Raw genomic sequence first — 17,661 nt, forward strand, 5'->3', positions numbered from 1 at the left:
CCGTCAACGCACGGAGGCGGCGCCCGGACGGCGGCGGTGAGACCAATACAACGAATGGGGAGCAATAATGAAGGTCATGGTGATCGTAAAGGCCACGAAAAACAGCGAAGCGGGCTTGATGCCGAGCGAGGAACTCCTGACCGCGATGGGCGAGTTCAACGAGCAGCTCGTCAAGGCGGGCATCATGCTCGCCGGCGAAGGTTTGCACCCCAGCAGCGAGGGCAAGCGGGTGCGTTTCGCGGATGGGAAAAAGACCGTGGTCGACGGCCCATTCGCCGAAACCGGGGAACTTGTCGCCGGATTCTGGATCTGGCGGGTGAAGTCGATGGACGAGGCGCTCGAATGGGCGCGCCGCTGCCCCGATCCGATGCCGGGTGAGGAATCCGTGCTCGAGATCCGCCCCGTCTTCGAGGCCGAGGACTTCGGCGAGGAGTTCACGCCCGAGCTGCGCGAACGCGAAGAGCGCCTGCGCGAGGAGATCGAGCGGCAGAAAAATTCGTGACGCGGACGGCGGGTTGGGCTCCCGCGATTCCATGACCGCGCGGACAGCGGATTTCGACGGATCCGCGCACGGGATCATACTCCTGGGGAGAGACTCGAACTCCCGACCAAGTGGTTAACAGCCACCCGCTCTACCGACTGAGCTACCCAGGAACAGTTTTGCGCCGGGCCGGGTCGGCCTCGGCGCGGCGCACGCCCATAGTAAGAATGCATCGCGCGAAGTCAAGAATCGCGCGGCAGAAAAAGGTCAAGGGCGCGCCTCGTCCGCGGGAAGCGGCGCCTGGCGCGACCAGAGATCGACGACGCGGGGCGGGATGGATTTGCGTCCCAGCGACGCGGCAGGCGGAAGGCGCGCGTCGGGCAGGCCGTCGCGGTCTCGATCCGCGGAACGAAAGATCACGATCTCGTTGTCGCGCCATTCCCAATAATCGACGAAGCCGTCCCGATCGTGATCGCCCACGTGCATGTAGTCGTTGCCCTCGTCGTCGATCAGCCCCCACAGCTCCCAGTTGCCGTCCTGATCGTTGTCGTCGCGCAAGGACGCCATCCGGTCGTTCAGCATAACCGTTTCGTGATCGATGATTCCGTCGCCGTTCTTGTCTTCGCGATAGATCGTCACGAGGCGGTCGGGCGTCGTTTGATCGAGCAACACTTCCCTCGTGCTGCCCGCGGCATGAATGTCGTACGCGCGCAAAAGGCGCGTGCCCTCGTATTCCCGCACCGCGACGTTCTCGGGATCCGACGAACGATCCGTGCGTTCGAGAATCATGCGATCAGGTTTCGTGAACACGGCGCGGTAGTCATCAAGGCCGTCGCCGTCGCAATCCGCCTCAACGACGCGGCGCCCATCGGGCTCGACGCGCTCGACGTAATCGACGACGCGTTCGGAAAACAGCGCTTTCGTCGGCCACTGCGCCTCCTCGGGCGGCGTATGCCCGATGATCTCCTCGGAATCCACCGCGCCGCCGACAGGGCGCCCGAGAGCCTCGGCGACGGGCCCGACGAGCGCCGACGCCATGAGCGCGTATCCGAGATCGCCCGGGTGCGTGAGATAGATTGGAAGAAATGGCTCGTCGCCAGGCACGCGATCGATCGCGTCCTGCATGTTGACGAAAGCCGCGCCGGCCGATTTCGCCGCGCGATAAAGCGCGACCGTCTCGAGCATCAGATCGCCCTTGGCCAGTAGTTGCGGGCGCGTGTGCGCGACCGGAAGCGGGTAGCTTGGAAAGATGATCTTCGCGCCCGCGCCGTGGACGATCCGCGCCAGCTCGTTCAATCGCTCCTCAAAGACGTCGGATTCGAGCGCGGAGGCCCGCTTATCGAGCTTCGGAACAAAACGGCGGCGCATCGGCACGACAAGGGCCCGCATCAATCGATACGTCGCGGAATTTTCGTAAACGGCTTTGGCGCCAGGCGAGGCCGGCCGATCCGTTCCGACAAAGCGCTTGAAATTCGGAATGTCATTGATGCCGACAAGAACGATCAAGACATCGGGGGGATCGTCGGATGCGAGATCCCGCGAAATTTCGCGCTTGACGCGCCGCAACCTCGCGCCCGGAATGCCGCGATTGGTGACGCGAACATCCGGCAGGCCCGCCTTCGCAAGCGCGCGAGCGAGCGCGGCCGGATAAGCGGAATCCCGCGAGACGCCAAGCCCGAAGGTCCAGGAATCGCCGTAACACGCGACAAGCGGCGAGGCGCGCGTCGACGCGCGACCGCCCACGATATCCGAGCGCATCAGCGTCCACGCGAAAATCCTCGTGCCGATCTCGACGGCGACAACGATCGCGACAAGCGGGATGAACGCGAACACGACGCGGCGTCCCAGGGATTTTTTTTGCGCGGACATCGCCGCAATTCTTCTCATGGGGCGCGGCAAGAAACAACGCGGCCGCCGTGGCGACGCGTCGTTTGCGCCGCCGTTTTTTTTGCGCGGCGGCGCGTTTTGATCCGCGATGTGTTTCGCGAAACCGTTCTTGACTTTGACCGCGAAGCGGCGAAAGATTCGCGTTGCATTCTCATTGCGAATTTCTGCACGACGCCGTCGCGGGCCGCGACGGCGATCTACGTGAGGCGAGATGGTTCCGCGGACGGGAAAAACAATTCTGCGTTGTCTGCAAAGCATCGCGGAAACGAATACGGACAAGCCCACCGGGCTTATCAAGGCCATCAACGCCGGCGGCGCGTCGGGCGCGCCGGAGCCGTCGGTGCTGGCCACGTCGCAGTTCGTGTCGATGGGCTTTTACCTCGCGCGACGTTTTTCGCTCGAATCGTTCGCGACGCTCGCGCAGCGCTATCGCAAAGCGCTGCTTTCGGCGCTTTTGGTTCAGGGCGGTGCGGGCGCGAACGGAACGATTTACCTGTTCGACACGCAGGTCGCGCTCGGCGCGCTGTGGGAACTTTTCCGCCGGTCGGACGCGGACAACGATTGGCGTTTCTACTTCGAGATCGCGGACCGCACGCGCGCGATGATCCGCGATTTCATCGCGACGGAAGGATCGGCGGTGACCGATTCGTGGCGCGCGCAGATCGGCCCGCATCTGCTGAAGTTCCTGCCGTATCTTCCCGCCGCGGACGCGACGCGCCTTCGCCGCCTGGTCGAGGTGCCACGCATGCAGCGCATCTTCGCGGGCGAGAATCCGAACGACCCGCTGCCGGCGCAGATGCTGCTCTATGGCCTGGAGGGCCTGGTGCAGGATCCGGAGACGCGGCACTGGCAGGTCTTCAACGCCGCGACCGTTCTGGCGCGCCATCAGAACGCCGACGGTGGAATCGGCGCGACGATCGGCGGCGAGCGCGGCCCGTCGCAAACGGATGTCACCGCCCAGACGGTGCGCGTCTGGACGTTCGCCGACGAGGCGCATTTCCACGACGAGATCCGCACGGCCATCGCGTTTGTCGACAAGCATTTCGACGATCGCGGCGCGCGCTTGAAAACGGGCGATCCCAAGCGCCACGTCTTCGCGACGCTCTACGGCCTGCAGGCGACGGCGTTCGCCGAGATCGAACACGCGGGCGGCGAGATCGTCTGATTTCCGTTGCGCAATGGCGTATGCGGAGTGCGGAACGATAAGCCGCGCCCGGACCTGAACACGCGTATAAATTTTCCGCTCAATAAATTCGGTGGGCGCTTGGCGATGCGCGGCGCGTCAGCCCGTTTGCGTTTGTCCGCGCCGGTAATCGCGGACGATCGGGCAACCCGGATCGGGCTCAAACACGTCGCCGGCCACGTGGCGGGAAACCGCGTGGCAACCGCCTCGGCACAGCTCGAGGTAGTGACAACTCCGGCACGGCTCCACCGCCGCCTCGGCCCAGTTACGGAACGAGAAGAACGTGTCCTCGTTTTTCCACCAGTCCGATATGTCGTCCGCGCGGCGCCCTTCCGCCGGCGCGAACGAACAAGGAGAGACCTGGCCGTCGGCGCCGATGCCCACGAGCATCGATCCGCCGTGGCATCCGGTGACGCCGTATTTATCGAGCAGCTCGCGATCGGGATTGTGGCAATACAGAAACGGCGTCAGCGAGCAGTCGATCGCAAGCGGTGTTCGGTATTTTCGCGCCAGCCATTTCACGCGCGGGAAAAACTCCCACGCCTGATCGTCGGTCAAATCGTTCCTGGCGAACTCCTGGGCCGATTGCGCGGCGGCGCGGCCCGACGGCTTGTAGCGCAGCAACTCGAGCTGGCTTACGCGCGTGCGACGGCCGAGCGCGAAGACTTCGGAAAGGTCGTCGAAGTTGCGCCGGGAGACAACGCAGTTGATCCCCGTGCGTACGCCGTGTTTTTTCAGCAGCTCGAGCCCCCGGCGCGCGCGGTCGAAGCTGCCGCGCTTCCGATGCGTTTCGTACTTTTCGCCGACGCCGTCGATGCTGACGTTGACCTGCGCAAAAACGCGGAACTCCGCCGCGTTGTCTTCCGTGATGTGGAATCCGTTCGTCGTGAGATTCGGAACGATCCCCAAGCCGCGCGCGACGTGTCCCGCTTCGAAAAGCCAGGGCAGCTCGGTGCTTTCGCCGCCTCCGAGCGCGACGTGAAAAACGCGCATGCGCGCCAGTTTGGTGAGCACCTCGAACGCGCCCTGGCGCCCGAGTTCGTCATCCTCGTTCGCGTCGGGCCTGCTGTCCGTGTAGCAATGCGCGCAACCGGCGGAGCAGCGGTTGGTCAGGGAAAAATGCGCTTCGGTCGGCGCGGACAAGAGATCGGTCGGCTGATCCCAAAGCGGGCTCTCCGGATAACCGAGGCTCCGCATGAAGTCCTTATCCACATAAACGAGCGCGCTTGGCGCTTCGAGCTGAAGAATGCCGCCGAACGGCTCGTACCGGTACCGAAACGGCTCATACTTGTGGGCCATCACTTCTCCTGCGTCGCCTCCATACGCGCAGCCAGGCCGACAGAAAGACGGTCATGGCGGTGACGAAGGCGGAGCCCCAGACCAGAAACTGCACGTCCGCGCCCAAACTGGAGCTGTTCGGATTGTACCCGTAGCGGACCCTGAGAATTTTGCCTCGCAATTTCGTCACTGGAGACTGCCATATTCCATTTCATAAAGAAGTGAGTCCCATAGCACATTCGCCAGGTCCGTCGCAAAATACGTGACGTAGATCGCCGCGACCGCCGCCAGAATACCGAAAAACGGCACGTAGGGCATCGCCTTGGGGCCGACCTTCGGCGAATCCGCGACAAGCGCGTTCCCGGCCAGCATCGCAATGCCGGCGAACATCAACGCCGCGATGCCGGTGATGAACGTCATGCCGCGATCGCGGACGGCGGTAAGCGTGCCGCCGACCACGAGCAGGAGGATGAGCGCCTCCGGCCAGATCGACGCCACGCTCGACCATCGCGCGCCGCGCCAGTCGATCAACCACGCGGCAAAGGCGGCGTAAACGACGACGATCGCCAGGCACACAACGAAAAGGCGGCGCATGATCCGGAAGTCACGCACGCGACGCAGGCCGTCGGCGGAGGCCGCGGCCGCGAATTCGTTGGTCGAGGCGTATTCGGCGAGTTTTTCGTAGGCGGATTGCGCGGCGTCGAGATCGCGGCGCTCCGCATAGGCGTTCGCGAGCGCGAGCCAGCCGGTCGTTTCGTTCAGCGGCGACGGCCACGTCCGCATGACGTGGAGGTAGGCCTGGATCGCGCCGTCAAACCGCTCAAGCCGCAGCCGTTCCTCCGCGATGAACGTCCACGCCCGTTCCGCGAAGGGAACATCCGGATAGTCGGCCATAAGCTTTTCCATCCGCGCGAGCGATTCCTCGGCTCCGACGCGGTAATACTGCGCGAGCACCGCGTTGAACGCGGCCAGCGGCACGTCACCCGCGACGGCGCTGTCTTTTAAGCGTTGCAGCGCCGCCTTCGCGCGCCGGACGTGATTGCTTTGCGGAAATCGTTCGACAAGCGCGGCGTAGGCTTCGCGCGCGGCGGGGTAGTCGTAAAGATGGCGTTCGCTCGTCGCCGCGATCTGGTACAGGATGTCGTCGGCGAGCTTGTGATCGGGATTCGCCGCAAGCAGGTCGCGGTACAACGCGACGGCCTTGTCCGGCTCGCCCGCACGCGCGAGTTTCAGGGCCTCCGTATACGCCGTCAGCACGTCGTCCGCGGCGCGCGCGGCAAACGCGAAAACGAGTACCAAGGCAACGGCGGCGGCGCGGCGCGACATGCGCGGCATGGTACGGGCGCGGCCAAAAGGCGGTCAATGCAAAGCAGCGAAAATTTTCGGGACAGCGCCATGTCCGCGCTTCACGCCACGCTCATCGCGTGCCTTGCGATCTGGGCCGGTCTTGCGCTTGCGCGTTGGATTGATTGGCGGATGTCGCCGATCGCGATGGGCGCCGCCGTGTTTGGGGGCGGCGCGGCGATCGTCGCCATTCGACATCGGATGTCGGCGATCCAACTTGGCGCCGTATGGCCGTCGCGCCGCGCGTGGATCGAGATCGCGGCGTGCGTCGCCGTCGTGATCCCCGTCTACGTGATCGCGCACATCCGGCTCCATACTTTGCTTTACGGACCGCCGCCGTTCGGGCCGACCGTTCTTGATCTGCTCGCCGCGCTGCCGCCGCAGTTCGTCCTGGTCGCCGCGTGTGAGGAGCTGTTCTTTCGCGGCGCGATTCTTGGCGTGATGATACGAGGTCGGCGTGCGCCCGGCTCGATACTCGCCGAGCTGCTCAACGCGCCGAATGTCACGCAGGCCGCATTGTTCGCGCTGGCGCACCTGTTCCTCGGGAGCTTTCGCCAAAGCGACGTGCTCTCGTCGCTTTCGACCTTCTTTCCGGCGCTCTTATTCGGCGCCCTGCGCGTGCGCCACGAGTCGCTGGCCGGGCCGATCATCCTGCACACGCTCGGCAATCTCGTCGTGCTCGCGATCGAAGGCCGCGTCTGATTCGCCACGATTTCCGAAGTTCCCCTCAAGATTTCCGGCGTCGCGGCCGATCAAACGTGCGTAGGGATACTCGCGCCGGAGGAAGGTCATGGACGACCGCGATTCGATTTTCGCTTTTTTTTTCACCCTCGCCTGCGTTTTGATGACGGCCACCGCGCTCTTCGGCTGCGGCGGCGATGATGACGACGACGACGACGACGACGCGACGGACGACGATATGTCGGACGACGACGCGACGGACGATGACGCGTCGGACGACGATACCGACGACGACACGGCCGACGACGACGCCGATGACGACACCGGCGATGATGACGACGACGCCGACGACGACACGGGCGATGACGACACGTCCGGCACGTTCTCCTGGGATGAGGCCGATTGTTTCGAAGCGAACGGCATCCGCGATGACACGTCGATCTGCCAGTTTTACGCGACGGATCTCGTCGGGCGCGACGCCGAGGACCCCGCGGAAGAATTCAAGACGTATCTGTTCCCCGACGGCTTCACCTACGTGGAGTACGACCGTTGGAACGCCGTCATCGAAGGCACCGACCTTGGCGTCAACGTGAAGGTCGGCGACAAGACGTATTACTTTTTCGGCGACACGCACCCCGTCATGGAAAGCAAGACCGAGACGGGTCCGGTGGTCGGCGTGCCGTGGGGCGTTGACACGGACGGCGATTTGCAAATCGACAACATCGCCGGGAACAGCGAAGGCAACGCGCACTACTTCTCGATCACGGATTTCGCCGCGTTTGACGGCGACGGCGATCCGACGCCGCTTCTGAACCAGCACGAGCGCGAATACATCTATCCGGGCGGACAGCCCTCCGGGACCGAGGTGTCGTTCTTTGTTCCGACCGGCGCGGCGCAGGTGGACGAGGAAACGATTTATTACTGGTACGGCAAATACATCAGCAACACGAATTGCGACCAGACACATCTGCTCGCGTTCGACCTGGACACCGAGACGTGGCGCTACGTGTCCGGCTTCGCGACGCAGAAGTTCATCCAGGTCGCGCCGATCCTCGTCAATCGCAACGAAATCGACGATCCGGATACCTGCCCTCTTCCGTGGACCGAGCCGCATGAGCGCGGATTCCTGATCTACGGCAGCGGGCGCCCGGTGCACAACGGCACCGCCTACGGCGACGCCACGCCGACCGGCGCATGCCGCCTGGGCTCGTTCCCGAATTATCGATCGAGCGACTTGTATCTCGGCTACGTCAAGCTCGGGGACATGGAAGACCCGCAGGTCAATACCAAGGTCTACTCGTACAGCGGGCCGGACAACGGCTGCTGGACGCAGGGCAACTACGATGCGGCGATCCCGCTCATCGGCAAGACGGAGTTCGGCGAATTTTCCGCCGTGCGCATTCCGGGCACGTCGCGCCTCCTTCTCGCGCACAGCTTCGTGGACGACGAGTCGAAGGAGTGGATGGAATCGCATCCGGAGTACGGCAACGACTTCGTGGGCGAGCTGGAATTGCACGCCGCGGACATCTCGCGTCCGTGGGCCTTCACGCAGCCCAAGGGCGCGGCCGCGTTCGGATACGGCAACTACATCGTCGAATCGTCAATGCAGGTCATCCCGCAATTCGAGGTGAACGGCGAGGTTGTGGACGACAACGTGCTCGCCTTCGCGCGCGTCGTCTCGACGTGGAAAGGGATGTCCGATCCGAACTTCACCGAATACGGCGCGTCCGTCGTCTGGTCCGTGACGGACCTGGACGACTTCGAAAGCGAACTCGACGCCATGAACTAGACACAACGCGCGTCATCAGGGAACAGGGGGATTGGCCGGCGTGACATGCGCCGGCCATTTTTCTTTTTTCCTTCACCACGGAGAACACGGAGGACACGGAGATACGCGGCGATAAAGAACAAGAAAAACTCTGTGTTCTCTGTGTCCTCTGTGGTGCGTTTCTTACTCGTGGCCCGTATGCCCGAACCCGCCCTCGCCTCGCGCGGTTTCGGTCAGCGATTCGACCTCCACAAGCTGGGCGCGGGAAACCGGTGCGACGATGAGCTGCGCGACGCGATCGCCATGATTGATTGTGACCGGTTCGTTGCCGAGGTTCGCAAGCAGGATCTTCACCTCGCCGCGATAGTCCGAGTCGATCGTCCCCGGCGCGTTGATGCACGTGAGGCCGTGCCGCAGCGCAAGCCCGCTTCTTGGCCGCACCTGCACCTCGAAGCCGTGCGGCACCTCGAACACGAGCCCCGTCGGAACGGCAAAACGCTCGCCGGCGGCGAGCGTCAGCGGTTCGGTCAGGGCGGCGCGGACATCCATGCCCGCGGCGCCATGCGTGGCGTAGTGGGGAAGTTCGGCGCGCGGGGCGCCTTCGATCCGCATCACGCGGATGCGGAGGTCGCCGCTCATTCGAGGACGTCTTTCGGGTCGAGCCCGAGCGCCTCCTTGCGCGACAGGCGAACGCGGCCGAGGCGGTCGATCTCGATGCACTTCACGAGAATCTCGTCGCCTTCCTTGGCCACGTCGTGCACGCTGCGGATCCGCTCGTCGGCCATGTGCGAGATGTGCACCAGGCCCTCCTGGCCGGGGAAGATCTCGACGAACGCGCCGAAGTCGGTGATGCGCACGATGCGCCCCATGTAGAACTTGCCGACCTCGAGCTCCGCGGTGTACGCGCGCACGAGCTTGATGGCCTCTTCCGCCATCGCGGCGTCGGTGCTGGCGATGAGCACGCGGCCGTCGTCCTCCACATCGATCTTGACGCCCGTCTTGTCGACGATGCTGCGGATCGTCTTGCCGCCCGGCCCGATGACGTCGCGAATGCGTTCGACGGGAATCCGGATCGTGATGATGCGCGGCGCGTATTTGGAGATGTCCGCGACCGGCTTGTCGATCGCCTTGTTCATCTCGCCGAGGATGTGCAGCCGGCCCTCGCGCGCCTGATCAAGCGCCTGCGTGAGGATCGACTCGTCGATGCCGCCGATCTTGATGTCCATCTGGATGCCCGACACGCCGTCCACGTTGCCGATGACCTTGAAGTCCATGTCGCCCAGGTGATCCTCGTCGCCCAGAATGTCGGAGAGAATCGCGTAGCGATCGCCTTCCTTGATGAGGCCCATCGCGACGCCCGCGACGGCGTGCGTGATCGGGATGCCTGCGTGCATCATCGCCAGCGACGATCCGCAGACGGTGGCCATCGACGAGGAGCCGTTGCTCTCCAGGATATCGGACACGATGCGCACCGTGTACGGGAACGTCTCGGCGTCCGGCAGCACGAGCTCGAGACCGCGCCGCGCGAGCGCGCCGTGGCCGATCTCGCGGCGTCCCGGCGAACGCAGGAACTTGGCCTCGCCGACGGAAAACGGCGGGAAATTGTAGTGCAACAGGAAGCGCCTCCACTCGTCCTCGTAAAGGCCCTCGATCTTCTGCTCGTCGTAGCGCGTGCCGAGCGTGACCGTGACGAGCGCCTGCGTCTCGCCTCGGGTGAACAGGGCGCTGCCGTGCGGCCGCGGCAGGAATCCAACTTCGCAGGTGATGTCGCGGATGTCCTTCGAGCCGCGGCCGTCCACGCGGACGCCCTCGGACAGGATCATCTCGCGCATTTCCATGTATTTAAGATCCTCGAACGCACGGGAAACGTCCTTCGCGTCGATGCGCTCGTCCTCGCCCCGGCCCTCGTTGATCGCCTCGGCGACGGCCTTCTTGGTCGCATAGAGCTTGTCGTAGCGGTCGACCTTCACCTTGGTGGAAAGCGCGACCTTCAACTCGCCGATCGCCTGCCGGGCCACCGCCTCGTACACGTTGCGATCGAGCTCCTCCGCCGTGAATTCGATCTTCGCGGCGCCGGCCTGCTCGCGCAGATCGTGCTGCGCCTTGATGAAGGGCTGCATCGAACGGTGCGCGTACATGATCGCGTCCACGATGTCCTTTTCCTTCACGAAGTTCGCGCCGCCCTCGACCATCACGATGGCGTCGGCGGTGCCGCAGACGATCAGCTCGATGTCCGCGGCTTCGATCTGGGCGTGCGTCGGATTGCAGACGAACTTGCCCTCGGTGCGGCAAACGCGCACACCGGCCAGCGGTCCGCCGAACGGGATCTTCGAGATGTGCAGCGCGGCCGACGATGCCGTGATCGCGAGCACGTCGGAGGGGTGAAACTCGTCCTTGGAGATGACGCCCGCGATGATCTGCGTCTCGCGCCGCCAGCCGTCCGGAAACAGCGGGCGCAGCGGCCTATCGACCATTCGGCTCGTCAGCGTTTCCTTTTCCGTGGGGCGCCCTTCGCGCTTGAAAAAACCGCCGGGGATTCGCCCGGCGGCCCAAGGTTTTTCCTGGTAGTCACAGGTCAGCGGAAGGAAATCGACTCCCTCCCGTTCCGACGGCGCCGCGACGGCCGTCGCCAGGATCATCGTGTCGCCGCAGCGGACGACCACGGACCCGTGCGCCTGTTTGGCAATTTTGCCCGTTTCCATCGTGACGGTCTGGCCGTCAACTTCAAATTCAACGCGTGTCATAAACGCACTTCCTTGAAAAACGAAACACGGCGGCCGCGCGCGCCGGCAAGGCACGGCGGCATCCGCCACGTTCCGCGGTTTTGTTTATTTGCGAATGCCGAGTGAGGCGATGAGCGTCTTGTAACGCTCGGCGTCTTTTGCGCGAAGGTAGTTCAGAAGGGAACGGCGCTGGCTCACGATCTTGAGCAGGCCGCGACGCGAGTGGTGGTCCTTCTTGTGCGTCTTGAAATGGTCCGAGAGGTAGGTGATGCGCGCCGAAAGCAGCGCCACCTGAACCTCGGGCGACCCCGTGTCGGAATCATCCCGGCGAAATTGCTGGATGATTTCCTGTTTTCTGCTGTTGTCCAACATCGGTCTCGTGTTCTCCTGTTTTCTGCTTTCTTCCGTTTTGTTGGCCCGCATTTAGCACATCGGCGCGCGGGGGTAAAGCGGCGACGGCGTTAAATGCGCACGATGGTCGCGCGGCGCAAAAATTGTGGTCTGGACGTGGATTGCTTCGCGTTTTCCGAGCTCTATCCGCGCCGGCTCCAAGGGTTCGCTTCGCGCAGATTCGTGCGCAGGAGAGCGTAATTAAATACGTTCGCGAGCAGCTTTCGTGAATTTGACCACGTCGGAGTTGTTTTGAACGTCCCGAGGTCGATGCGCCCGTCCGGAGCAACCAGATCGTCACGACAGGATTCGATGAGCGCGTCGCGAACCGCTTCGCGGCGAATCGATCGACCGCCCATGCGTCCATCGTGAAAAACGGCAAATCCGCCAGGCGTCGGCTCGACGTTTCGCCCGAAGTGCAATTGCAGGGCATGATGTTTACGATTGGACTTGAGGAAGGCGACGCAGAGGATGATGTTTTTCGGATTACATCTATTCAGGCCGATTCCGGCCGTTTCGACGCGCCCTTCTGTTGCCACGAGAAATACGCGGTAAAGCGAATTCCAGGTACCGCCGCCGGGCACGGGGATCGAGAGCTCGGATAAGCCCCGATCCTCAAGGATGTGGACACCGCGATAGGAATACGGAAGACGATAAAACTTGCCTGGCGCGAGAATGAGGTTGAGCGCGCTGACAGCGAAATCGCGGTCCACACCCGGCGGCAATTTGGCGAGGTTTTCAAAGCGGCGCAATCCCCTGGCGTCGCGCGGTGCACGGGGGAAACCGAGCGTTCGATGCGAAAGCGAGAGCGCAGCCAACGAACGCACTTCGTCTCAACAACCGGGTGCGGTCTTTTCGAAAAAGCGATGGTCATCGCCGTTAGTCAGCCATACGGATTTCGCGCGTTGGACCTGCGCGTATTTGATCGCCTGCCGCCGCACGTCCTCACCAAGCAGGATACCGCCCGCCTTGCATTCGATGACGAGCGCGGGAGTTCCGTCGCGATCTTTCAGCAAAATATCGGTGCGACCTCGCGTTCCGTCTATGTACCGAACACCTTCTTCAAGCGTGATCCACGCATGCGACCATCGCCGAATCTTTGTCAGGTAACGAAGCACGCACTGACGAACTTTTTCTTCGGGGGTCGCCTTGATATCGCGATTGCGAATCAAACACTTGAGAACGGGCGTCTTGCCCGCGCGGTTGACACGAACGCGTTGACGTTTGAGGTCGATCATGATGCTCACCATACTGCCGAGAATACGATCGGTCGTCAGCCCTGCGGTTCGCGAAAAACGCGCCGCGGCTTGAAGCCCTGCTCCCCCGCGTTCGGCGCGGCGATGGCGACAAGTGCGCCGGACGCATCAATTAAGCGCACGAACGAGGTCGTACGTGCGCCTTGGGGCGCGTCGTCAAACGGCACGGGCTTGCCCACGCAAACGTCGCTCACGGCGGCATCGTTAAGCGCGATCGCGGGCAGATCGGGCGCCAGGTCCGCAAGCGGCACGAGGTGGCGCGCGATTGCCGTGTCCCGGCCGCCGGGGTCGCGTTCGATCTCGCCGGCGAGATCGTCAAGCGTGATCGCGCGGTTAAGCGTAAACGGCCCCGACGCGGTTCGGCGAAGCTCCGCGAGGTGCGCGAGGCCCCCGAGCGCGCGGGCGATGTCGTCCGCGAGCGATCGGATGTACGTGCCCCTGCCCACTAGCGCCTCGAAGATGAATCCCGCGTTATCGCTCGAAATCAGCGACAATTCCGCGATCCGCACGCGCACCGGTTCGCGTTCGACCTCTCGCCCCTTGCGCGCATGGCGGTACAGGCGCGTGCCCTCGATTTTTTTCGCGGAGTACATCGGCGGGATCTGCTCGATCTCGCCGACAAAGCGCGCGAGCATCTCGCGGATCGCCGCGTCGCCGGGCAGGGGCGCGTTCGTCGTTTCGACAACCTCCCCGGTCGCGTCGAGCGTATCGGTTGCCGCGCCCCAGGAAAGGCGCGCGACGTAGCGCTTGGCGCCGCCGGTGACGAAATCGGACAGGCGTGTGGCCTTGCCGATCAAAACGACCAGCACGCCGGTCGCGAAGGGATCGAGAGTTCCCGCGTGCCCGACGCGTTTCACGTTCGCTAACCTGCGCACGCGCGCGACGATATCGAAGCTCGTCGGACCGGCCGGTTTGTCGATGATGAGAGCACCGTCAGGCATGAACGATCCGCAATCAACCACAGAGGACACAGAGAACACAGAGTAATGAATTCAATTGCTTAACAAACTCCGTGGCCTCTGCGGCCTCCGTGGTTAATGTTTTAATTGCTTTTTCAGTTGCTCGATCAGCCGCTTTCGTACATCCTCGAGCGGGCCGGCGGCGGTGAAGCCCGCGGCCCGGCGGTGGCCGCCGCCGCCGAAAAAGCCGGAGACCGCCGCGGCATCCACGCGTTCGGTGGTGCGCAGCGATCCCTTGACGCGCAGCCCCTCCTCGCCCGTCATCACCTCGCGAAGCAGGTAGCTCGCCTCGACGCCGTTGATCGACAAAGGATAGTCGACGAAGCCCTCGAACAGCTCGCTGGTCGCCTTGAGCCTTTGCGACACGTCGAGCGCGCAGATCATACCGGCGATGCGGCCATCTTTTTCCAGGCGCAGCGTCGGAAGCACCGCGGAAAACAGCGCCACCTTTTCGCGGGGCTGCGCGATAAAAAGGTTGCGCGCCACGGATACGGGATCGGCGCCGGCCGCCACCATCTCGCCGCAGATCCGGTACGCGTCGGGCGTGGAGTTCGAATTGTAAAACCGCGACGTATCGGAATAGATCCCCGTATACACGCACGTCGCCACGTCGGGATCGAATCGGTAGCCGAGCTTCAAGAGCAGCCTGTGGACCAACTCGCTCGACGAGCTTGCCGCCTCGTCCACCACGTTGACGCGCCCGAAAAACGGGTTCGACGCGTGATGGTCGAGGTTCACGATGGACGGATGATCCGCGATGCGATCGTGAATGCGCCCGACGCGGTGAAAGTCGCCGCAGTCAAGGACGAAGATCGCGTCGAAGACGGACAGGTCCTCCACCTTGCGAACCGCGCCGCGAGTGCCCGGTAAAAAGGCGAGCATTTCGGGCACGCCGTCTTGCGTGCAGAAGACCGCCGTCTTGCCCATGCGTTGAAGCGCGAGGGTGAGTGCCAGGCACGAGCCGATCGCGTCGCCGTCGGGATTCGTGTGCGGCAAGACGAGAAACGAGTGTTTCGCCCGGACGAGCCTCGCCGCCTCGGCGATGTCCTTAGTCGCCGGCATCCGCGTCATCCGCGCCGTCCGCGTCCGGAGCGCTCGACTCGCCGCCCTTTTCGCCCGCGCCTTCCGGCAGCACATCTCCGAGAAGATCGGAGATGCGCCGGCCCGTCTGTAGCGTGGGATCGTGCTTGAAACGCAGTTCCGGCGTGTGTTGCAGGGCAAGCTCGGCGCCGACGCGGCTGCGAAGGCGGCCGGCGGCGGATTCGAGCCCGGCGAGCGCGGCCTCAACGGTTTCGGACTCGTCGAACAGCGAAAAATACACCGTCGCGTAGCGGTTGTCCTTGGACATTTCCACGTCCGTCAGCGTGACGGCGCCGAGGCGCGGATCGGCCAGTTCGCCGACGAGCATGGCCGACAGCACGCGCTGGATCTGCGCCCCGACGCGATCGGCGCGCTTGAAGCCGGTGAATTTTCGGGATCGTTTCCTGGGCATGAAATCAGGCCGACAGGATCTCGACGCCGCAGTCGCCGACCTCGGCCAGTTGCAGGTTCTCGACGTAATCGAGCACGTGATCGAGCACCGAGTTGACGTGCCGGCGGTCGTTGCCGACGGTCACGAACGCCACGACGGCCGTGCCGATGACGTCGTTGTCCTCGACCTCCGCCGCCGCGACGTTGAATTCGTTTCGCGTGCGCGCGAGAACACGGCGCACGACACTGCGCTTGTCCTTGAGCGAATCCGCGCCGTGGATGTACAGCACGACGCGCAGCGTCCCGACCACCATACGCCCGCCTAGCTGCTCACCACGCGCGAGAGTTTGGCCGCGACCTCTTCGACGGTGAAGATTTCGATGACGTCGCCTTCGCGAAGGTCGTTGAATCCATCGACCTGAATGCCGCACTCAAAGCCGGTCTGCACCTCGCGCACGTCATCCTTGAAACGCTTGAGCGAGGCCATCTTGCCGGTGAACAGCGTCTGCCCGTCGCGAAGGACGCGCACATTCGCGTTCCGCAACGCCTGTCCGTCGGTGATGTAGCAGCCGGCGATGGTCCCCAGGCGGGAGATCGGGAACACGGCGCGCACCTCGGCGTGGCCGCGGATCGTCTCCTCGCGGATCGGCGCGAGCAGTCCTTCCATCGCCTTGGTCACGTCGTCGATGAGCTCGTAGATGACGGAGTACGACTTGATCTGGATGCCTTCGCGGGACGCCAGGTCGCGCATGTCCTGCGACGGCTTGACGTTGAACCCGATGATGACCGCGTTCGACGCCACGGCGAAATTGATATCCGTCTCGGTGATGCCGCCGACGCCCGAATGCACGACGTTGACCTTCACCTGCTCGGTCGCGAGTTTGCCCAGCGATTCCGTGACGGCCTCGACGGACCCGTGCACGTCGCCTTTCAGGATGACCTTCAGTTCCCTGATCGCCTCTTCCTTGATCTGGTCGAAGAGGTTCTCGAGGCTGACCTTCGTCATGCGGCGATTCTTGAGCTCGCGCTGCTTGGCCATGAGCGCCTCGGCGATCTGCTTGGCCGTCTTTTCCGTGTCGGTCACGAAGAAGCGGTCGCCCGCGTTCGGCACGCCGCCGAGGCCCACGACCTCGACCGGATCGCCGGGGCCCGCTTCGTCCATGCGATCGGACTGGCCGTCGTTCATGAAACGCACGCGGCCGTGGAACGAGCCCGCCACGATCGGATCTCCGACCTTCAGCGTGCCTTCGCTGACGAGAACTGTCGCGACCGGGCCCTGCCCTTTTTCGAGGCGCGCCTCGAGCACGACGCCCACGGCCTTCTTGTCCGGATTCGCCTTCAGATCCAGAACGTCGGCCTGCAGCAGGATTTTTTCGAGCAACTCGTCGATGCCCACGACCTGCTTGGCGGAAACCTCGGCGTACTGCGTCTCGCCGCCCCATGTTTCCGGCACGAGGCCGTATTCGGAGAGCTGCGAGACGATGCGCTCGATGTTCGCGCCTTCCTTGTCGATCTTGTTGACCGCGACGACGATCGGCACGCCGGCGTCCTTGGCGTGGTTGATCGCCTCGATCGTCTGCGGCATGACGCCGTCGTCCGCGGCGACGACCAGCACGACGATGTCCGTCACCTGGGCACCACGCGCGCGCATATTGGTAAACGACTCATGGCCGGGCGTGTCGATGAACGCGACGGCGCGCTCGCCGAGACGGACCTTGTACGCGCCGACATGCTGCGTGATGCCTCCGGCCTCGCCGCCGACGACGTTCGTCTTGCGAATCGCGTCCAGCAGCGTCGTCTTGCCGTGATCGACGTGGCCCATGACCGTGACGACCGGATGGCGCGGCTTGAGATCCACCGCGTCGTCGGGCTGCGACTCCATCATCGACTCGGGTACGATCGCCACATCCTCGATTTCGTAACCGTATTCGCCCGCGATGATCGTCGCGGAATCGACGTCCAGGGCCTGGTTGATCGTCACCATCTGCCCCATCTCGAACAGGCGTTTGATGAGATCGCCGCCCTTGATGCCCATGCGGTGGGCCAACTCGCCCACGTTGATGGCGCCCTCGATGCGGATTTTTCGCTTGCTGGCCTTGGGCGTCGTGATCTCGGTCTGTTTGAATTCCCGCTTCTTGCGGCGGACCGACTCCATCCGCGACTCCTGCGTCGCCAGTTCCTTCGACTTGCGGCGCGAGGCGTAATCGCGCGAGCGGCCGATCTCCACCACGCGGCGGCCGC

17 protein-coding genes and 1 tRNA gene are annotated in these 17,661 nt (G+C 63.7%); 4 read left to right on the top strand and 14 right to left on the bottom strand.

Annotated features, from left to right (window positions below):
• Positions 1–67: 67 nt before the first annotated feature.
• Positions 68–502 carry a YciI family protein gene (locus K8I61_07795; protein MBZ0271925.1) on the top strand — a complete coding sequence of 145 codons (435 nt, stop codon included), beginning with the start codon at positions 68–70 and terminating at the stop codon, positions 500–502.
• Between the two features lie 79 nt (positions 503–581).
• On the opposite strand, the gene K8I61_07800 is transcribed toward K8I61_07795, so the two are convergent.
• Together K8I61_07800 and K8I61_07805 are read right to left on the bottom strand one after the other, a co-directional pair.
• Positions 582–654: transfer RNA gene (locus tag K8I61_07800), tRNA-Asn, on the bottom strand.
• A gap of 94 nt (positions 655–748) precedes the next feature.
• Complete coding sequence (locus tag K8I61_07805) at positions 749–2,350, bottom strand: SGNH/GDSL hydrolase family protein (GenBank protein ID MBZ0271926.1); 1,602 nt, start codon at positions 2,348–2,350, stop codon at positions 749–751.
• Positions 2,351–2,579: 229 nt separating this feature from the next.
• Here K8I61_07805 and K8I61_07810 point away from each other — a divergent pair, with 229 nt between their 5' ends.
• Positions 2,580–3,533 carry a hypothetical protein gene (locus K8I61_07810; protein ID MBZ0271927.1) on the top strand — a complete coding sequence of 318 codons (954 nt, stop codon included), beginning with the start codon at positions 2,580–2,582 and terminating at the stop codon, positions 3,531–3,533.
• 117 nt (positions 3,534–3,650) lie between these two features.
• Here K8I61_07810 and K8I61_07815 read toward each other — a convergent pair whose 3' ends face one another.
• Both K8I61_07815 and K8I61_07820 read right to left on the bottom strand, forming a co-directional pair.
• Entirely contained in the window at positions 3,651–4,850 is a 1,200-nt protein-coding gene (locus K8I61_07815; protein ID MBZ0271928.1) for a radical SAM protein, read from the bottom strand.
• Between the two features lie 165 nt (positions 4,851–5,015).
• Entirely contained in the window at positions 5,016–6,164 is a 1,149-nt protein-coding gene (locus K8I61_07820) for a tetratricopeptide repeat protein (protein MBZ0271929.1), read from the bottom strand.
• A 60-nt stretch (positions 6,165–6,224) separates the two neighbouring features.
• Here K8I61_07820 and K8I61_07825 point away from each other — a divergent pair, with 60 nt between their 5' ends.
• Positions 6,225–6,875, top strand: coding sequence for a CPBP family intramembrane metalloprotease (locus K8I61_07825; GenBank protein MBZ0271930.1), 651 nt, complete (start codon positions 6,225–6,227; stop codon positions 6,873–6,875).
• A gap of 88 nt (positions 6,876–6,963) precedes the next feature.
• Entirely contained in the window at positions 6,964–8,643 is a 1,680-nt protein-coding gene (locus K8I61_07830; protein MBZ0271931.1) for a hypothetical protein, read from the top strand.
• Between the two features lie 162 nt (positions 8,644–8,805).
• Here the strand turns inward: K8I61_07830 and dut are convergent, their stop codons facing one another.
• The 10 genes from dut to infB all read right to left on the bottom strand — a co-directional run.
• Positions 8,806–9,261, bottom strand: coding sequence for a dUTP diphosphatase (gene dut / locus K8I61_07835; protein ID MBZ0271932.1), 456 nt, complete (start codon positions 9,259–9,261; stop codon positions 8,806–8,808).
• The gene (pnp, locus tag K8I61_07840; GenBank protein MBZ0271933.1) at positions 9,258–11,366 is read right to left on the bottom strand and encodes a polyribonucleotide nucleotidyltransferase; all 2,109 of its coding nucleotides are present in this window, start codon (positions 11,364–11,366) and stop codon (positions 9,258–9,260) included. The genes dut and pnp overlap by 4 nt, the downstream gene beginning before the upstream one ends.
• Before the next feature lie 84 nt (positions 11,367–11,450).
• Entirely contained in the window at positions 11,451–11,717 is a 267-nt protein-coding gene (gene rpsO, locus K8I61_07845) for a 30S ribosomal protein S15 (protein MBZ0271934.1), read from the bottom strand.
• 161 nt (positions 11,718–11,878) lie between these two features.
• Complete coding sequence (locus K8I61_07850; GenBank protein MBZ0271935.1) at positions 11,879–12,562, bottom strand: hypothetical protein; 684 nt, start codon at positions 12,560–12,562, stop codon at positions 11,879–11,881.
• A gap of 6 nt (positions 12,563–12,568) precedes the next feature.
• Entirely contained in the window at positions 12,569–12,973 is a 405-nt protein-coding gene (locus K8I61_07855) for a type I restriction enzyme HsdR N-terminal domain-containing protein (protein MBZ0271936.1), read from the bottom strand.
• Positions 12,974–13,008: 35 nt separating this feature from the next.
• Positions 13,009–13,932 carry a tRNA pseudouridine(55) synthase TruB gene (gene truB / locus K8I61_07860; protein MBZ0271937.1) on the bottom strand — a complete coding sequence of 308 codons (924 nt, stop codon included), beginning with the start codon at positions 13,930–13,932 and terminating at the stop codon, positions 13,009–13,011.
• Between the two features lie 93 nt (positions 13,933–14,025).
• Positions 14,026–15,012, bottom strand: a complete 987-nt coding sequence (locus tag K8I61_07865) for a DHH family phosphoesterase (GenBank protein MBZ0271938.1) — start codon at positions 15,010–15,012, stop codon at positions 14,026–14,028.
• On the bottom strand, positions 14,999–15,442 hold the full coding sequence (gene rbfA / locus K8I61_07870) for a 30S ribosome-binding factor RbfA (GenBank protein ID MBZ0271939.1): 444 nt from the start codon (positions 15,440–15,442) through the stop codon (positions 14,999–15,001). The genes K8I61_07865 and rbfA overlap by 14 nt, the downstream gene beginning before the upstream one ends.
• 4 nt (positions 15,443–15,446) lie before the next feature.
• Positions 15,447–15,734 carry a DUF503 domain-containing protein gene (locus K8I61_07875; protein ID MBZ0271940.1) on the bottom strand — a complete coding sequence of 96 codons (288 nt, stop codon included), beginning with the start codon at positions 15,732–15,734 and terminating at the stop codon, positions 15,447–15,449.
• An 8-nt stretch (positions 15,735–15,742) separates the two neighbouring features.
• A partial coding sequence (gene infB, locus K8I61_07880; protein ID MBZ0271941.1) for a translation initiation factor IF-2 occupies positions 15,743–17,661 on the bottom strand: 1,919 nt, incomplete at its 5' end.

The sequence above is a fragment of the bacterium genome (assembly GCA_019912885.1).
Lineage (GTDB): Bacteria > Lernaellota > Lernaellaia > JACKCT01 > JACKCT01 > JAIOHV01.